This window comes from Streptomyces sp. OfavH-34-F (assembly GCF_022347745.1).
Classification (GTDB): Bacteria; Actinomycetota; Actinomycetes; order Streptomycetales; family Streptomycetaceae; genus Streptomyces.
Genome location: NZ_JAKRGC010000441.1, coordinates 1 through 4,062, shown reverse-complemented (window position 1 = coordinate 4,062; position 4,062 = coordinate 1). Strand labels below are relative to the sequence as shown.

At 74.5% G+C, this 4,062-nt stretch carries 4 protein-coding genes and 1 pseudogene; 3 read left to right on the top strand and 2 right to left on the bottom strand.

The features are described 5' to 3' along the window. Positions 1-86: 86 nt before the first annotated feature. Both MHW47_RS32875 and MHW47_RS32870 read right to left on the bottom strand, forming a co-directional pair. Positions 87-977 carry a hypothetical protein gene (locus MHW47_RS32875; protein ID WP_239227499.1) on the bottom strand — a complete coding sequence of 297 codons (891 nt, stop codon included), beginning with the start codon at positions 975-977 and terminating at the stop codon, positions 87-89. 11 nt (positions 978-988) lie between these two features. Continuing rightward, entirely contained in the window at positions 989-1,498 is a 510-nt protein-coding gene (locus MHW47_RS32870) for a SigE family RNA polymerase sigma factor (RefSeq protein WP_239227498.1), read from the bottom strand. 186 nt (positions 1,499-1,684) lie between these two features. On the opposite strand from MHW47_RS32870, the gene MHW47_RS32865 reads away from it, so the two are divergent. From MHW47_RS32865 to MHW47_RS32860, 3 genes and pseudogenes are all read left to right on the top strand, one after another. Further along, positions 1,685-2,332, top strand: a complete 648-nt coding sequence (locus MHW47_RS32865; protein WP_239227500.1) for a demethylmenaquinone methyltransferase — start codon at positions 1,685-1,687, stop codon at positions 2,330-2,332. 144 nt (positions 2,333-2,476) lie between these two features. Continuing rightward, positions 2,477-2,545 (top strand): annotated as a pseudogene (locus MHW47_RS36175) (zinc-ribbon domain-containing protein); the annotation flags it as partial. Between the two features lie 108 nt (positions 2,546-2,653). Next, on the top strand, positions 2,654-4,062 hold a 1,409-nt coding region (locus MHW47_RS32860; RefSeq protein WP_239227501.1), incomplete at its 3' end, for a DUF3824 domain-containing protein.

Genomic DNA, 4,062 nt, shown 5'->3' with positions numbered 1-4,062 from the left:
CGGCGGCGAACAGCCGCGTCCCGCCCCGCCGCCGCGTCCGCCGGGCGCGCCGCCGCCCGCCCCGGCCGTGCTTCGCCCGTCTGCTCTCAGCCGCCACGGACCACGTTCTCCTTCGGTTCCATCGGTTTCGCCTCCGCGTACGCGACGAGTTCCATGAACTGCTTGTCCCGTACGACGTCCAGCAACTGCTCCGCCGTGACCGGCGCGGACACCATCGCCTCGGCGTCGCCCCGCACCGAGAGCGTGACGCGGCTGTGGCCGTAAGCGAATCGGGCGGTCACACCGGTCACGGTCCGGCCCTCCCGCTCGTCCCCGGCGGCGGTGACGGCCCGGACGGTGATGCCGTCCGGCAGGGTCGCCTCCCGGCACCGCAGCCCCTTGTCCGGCTCGTCCTCGCAGGGCGGGTCCGAGGGGACCGCCCCCGGCCCCATCGGGCGGACGGAGAACACGATGGGGAAGACCGGGCCGTCCGGGCCGCCCTGGTAGCGGCTGACGGCGAGATCGACCGGCCGCACCGGGGCGACCGCGTCCGGCAACAGGTCCTCCAGCACCCCCGCCGCCTCGTTCTGGAACACGGTCTGCCGCGACAACTCGTCGGCCGGGAGGTCCGCCATGGACGACTCGCCGGGGCTCGGCTCGATGTGCACGGGCGGACGGACGGGCACGGAGGAGGAGGGAGCGGGGGCCGTCGGCCGCGCCGCGACGGACCCCGTACGCACCGGGCCCCCGCCCCCGTCCCCGCCCCACAGCGGGAGCGCGGCGCCGCAGAGGCCCAGGACGACCACCGCGACCGCCCCCGCGCCGATCGCCGCGCGCGCCCTGGACCTGCGGCGGCGGCCCTGGACGAGGGCGAACGGGACCAGGTCGGGCAGGGGCGGGGCGCTGTCGGTCACCCGCTCCATGGCGGTCCGGACCAGCAGCTCCTCGTCCTCCCGGCCGGGCTCGCCGCCCGGCACGTCATCCATGAACACGTGCACGACGTGACTCCTCAGCTTCGGGTGGTGTAGAGGTGCGCGTCGCCCAGGCGGCTGCGCAGGGTGGCCAGCGAACGCGAACACTGGCTCTTGACGGTGGACGGACTGCACCGCAGCAGCTCCGCGACCGTCTCCACGCTCAGGTCCTCCCAGTACCGCAGGACGACCATCGCCCGCGCCCGGGGCGGCAGTTGCGCCAGCGCCGTCAGCAGCGTGACCGTCAGTTCGGGGCCGACGGGCGGAGCGGGCGCAGCGATCGGCGTGTGGGCGAGGAGGTCGCGCAGCCGTCTGCGGCGTTCGGCGATGTAGGTACGGGTGAGCACGGTCCGGGCGTAGGCGTGCGGATGGTCGGCGGCGCGCACCCGGTGCCAGTGCTGGAACAGCTTCGCGAGCGTCGTCTGGGTGAGATCGCGCGCCGCGTCGGCGTCCCCGCAGAGCAGGTACGCGGTGCGGTAGAGCCGGTGCTGACCGGCGCGCGCGAATTCCTCGAAGCCGTCGGGGCTCCGGCTGGCTCCCGTGAACATCTGCCCCCTTCCCTCGTCGTTCCGGTTCCCCCGGTGATCTCTCACTGAGTACGAGTGCCGCCGGACCGGAAAGGTTGAAGCCGGGTTCCACGGGGGCGTCCGCCGCCGGGCGCCGGGGACCGGGCTGCTTCAATGGAGGGCGTGACCCGAGCCTCCCTGGACAAGCAGCCGCACGAAGTCGCCTCCATGTTCGACGGCGTGGCGGCCAACTACGACCTCACCAACGACGTGCTCTCGCTCGGCCAGGACCGGCTGTGGCGCAAGGAGGTCGCCAAGGCGGTGAACGCGCGGCCCGCCGAGAAGGTCCTCGACCTGGCGGCCGGCACGGCGACTTCCTCGCTGCCGTTCGCCGCGACCGGCGCCTACGTCGTGCCGTGCGACTTCTCCATCGGCATGCTCCGCGAGGGCAAGAAGCGCCACTCCTGGCTGCCCTTCACCGGCGGCGACGCCACGAAACTGCCCTTCCGCGACGAGGTCTTCGACGCGGTGACCATCTCCTTCGGCCTGCGCAACGTCCAGGACACGGACGCGGCCCTGCGCGAGCTGTACCGGGTCACCAAGCCGGGCGGCCGGGTTGTCATCTGCGAGTTCTCCCAGCCCGTCTGGACCCCGTTCCGCACGGTGTACATCGAGTACCTGATGCGCGCCCTGCCGCCGGTGGCCCGCGCGGTCTCCTCCAACCCCGACGCCTACGTCTACCTCGCCGAGTCCATCCGCGCCTGGCCCGACCAGCCCGGCCTGGCCGCGAAGCTCCAGCGGGCCGGCTGGTCCGAGGTCGCCTGGCGCAACCTCACCGGCGGCGTGGTGGCCCTGCACCGGGGTGTGCGCGCCTGACGCGTTCGCACCGGAAAACGGTTGCGCCGATTCCGGGTTGACGGGAACCGGTGGGCAGGGAAGATGTGTCGTTGATACCGCGCGCGACTTCCCCGTTTCGCTGTGTCAGCGTCCCGCTCGTCCCCGTACCGCTGCGGAGCCCTCATGTCCTCGTACTGCCCCTTCTGTGGAACCCAGACGCCGGACGAGGCGCGCTTCTGTATGAAGTGCGGGCGGGAGAGACCCCCCGCGCCCGCCGCTCCTCCCCAGCCCGCCGGACCACCGCCGCCCGCCGGGGCACCCTCCGCCGAGCCGCCGCAGCCCCCGGCGATGCCGCCGTACATGACGCGGCCGGCCTCGCCGCCGCCGCCCGGCTACGCGCCCGTGCCGGCCGGCCCCTCGCCCGCCGGGTTGTTCTTCGGCCGGGTCCTGCGCGGGGACTGGGCGGGATCGCTCCGGGCGGCGGCCTGGCCCACCGGGCTGGTCGTGGCCCTCGCCGTGGCCCTCGCCATCCCGAACTACGGGCAGGACGACGAGGTCGTCGTCGGGTGGAGCGACCGCCTCCGGGTCGCGCTGGCGATGCTGCTCCAGGCGTTCGGCGGCGGCTTCGACATACGCGCCGCCGCACCCGGCGGCATGAACGACAGGGGATACGGGGGCGGCTCGTACGGGGACGGCTACGACTACGACCCGGGCGGCCAGGGCCAGATGACGCTCTCCCTGGTCCCGCTCACCGTCACCGTGCTGTGGATCGGCGCCATGATCCTCGGCGCCCGGGGTCTGCGCCGGCAGGGCGCCGGGCTCGACGCGGGGGTCCGCGTCGGCGTGCTGTCCGCCGCGGCCGTCCTGGTCCTCGGGCTCTACGCGCAGCCCGAGATCGAGGACGTCTCGGTGCACTCCTCGCCCGTCCTCGCGGCCCTCGGCGCCCTCGCCATCGCCCTCGTGACGACCTGTGCCGTCCTGCAACGCGACGCCGCCGCGGCCTGGCTGGCCCAGCGGCCGGGCACGCTCACCCTGGTCCGTGCCGCCGGAACCGCCGTCCGCGCGCTCGGCCTGGTCCTGCTCCTGTGCGGCCTCATCGGCTACATCACCTACGCCGTCCAGGACGACGTCGACGGCACCGCCCTGCTCGTCGCCCTGGCGGTGGTGCCCAACATCGCGCTGACCGTCCTCTCCGTGTGCTGGGGCGGCTCCGTCGAGTACGACCTGCGCGGGCGGACCAACTTCCTCGGCGGCGGTTCGGAGCACGGCTCGTTCGGGCTCGGCGAGCTGAGCGACGCGGCCAACGACTGGGCCCTCGTCGGCGCGCTCGCCGCCGGGCTCGTCAGCGCCCTCATCCTCGGGTTCCTCGCCGGACGCCGCTCCGCCGACCGGCGCGAACAGGTCACCGCCGGCGGCCTCTTCCTCCTGGGCTACCTGGCCCTGACCGGCATCAGCGGCCTGTCCGTCGAGTACACCGGCAGCGTGTCCGACCTCAGCGGCCGGGGCGTCATGGAGGTCGCGCCCAGCGTCGCCGACGCGCTGCTGTTCGGGCTGCTGTGGGTGGGCGGCGCGGTCCTCGTCGCCCCGTATCTGGCGCGGATGAGCGGCGGCGGTCCGGGCGGCGGCGCCCCCGCGTACCCGGCCCCGCCGAGCCCGTACGGCCCCCAGAGCGGCCCGTACCAGCCGGGGCCCGCCCCGTACGGACCGAACCCCGGCCCGTACACCCCGCCCGCGCCGTACAACCCGGCACCGGGGCAGCACCCGGGCGG

What these genes read in the sequence shown, in the direction of transcription:
- MHW47_RS32870 (WP_239227498.1), bottom strand. Translation starts at nt 1,498, where the DNA reads ATGTTCACGGGAGCCAGCCGGAGCCCCGACGGCTTCGAGGAATTCGCG.
- MHW47_RS32865 (WP_239227500.1), top strand. Translation starts at nt 1,685, where the DNA reads ATGTTCGACGGCGTGGCGGCCAACTACGACCTCACCAACGACGTGCTC.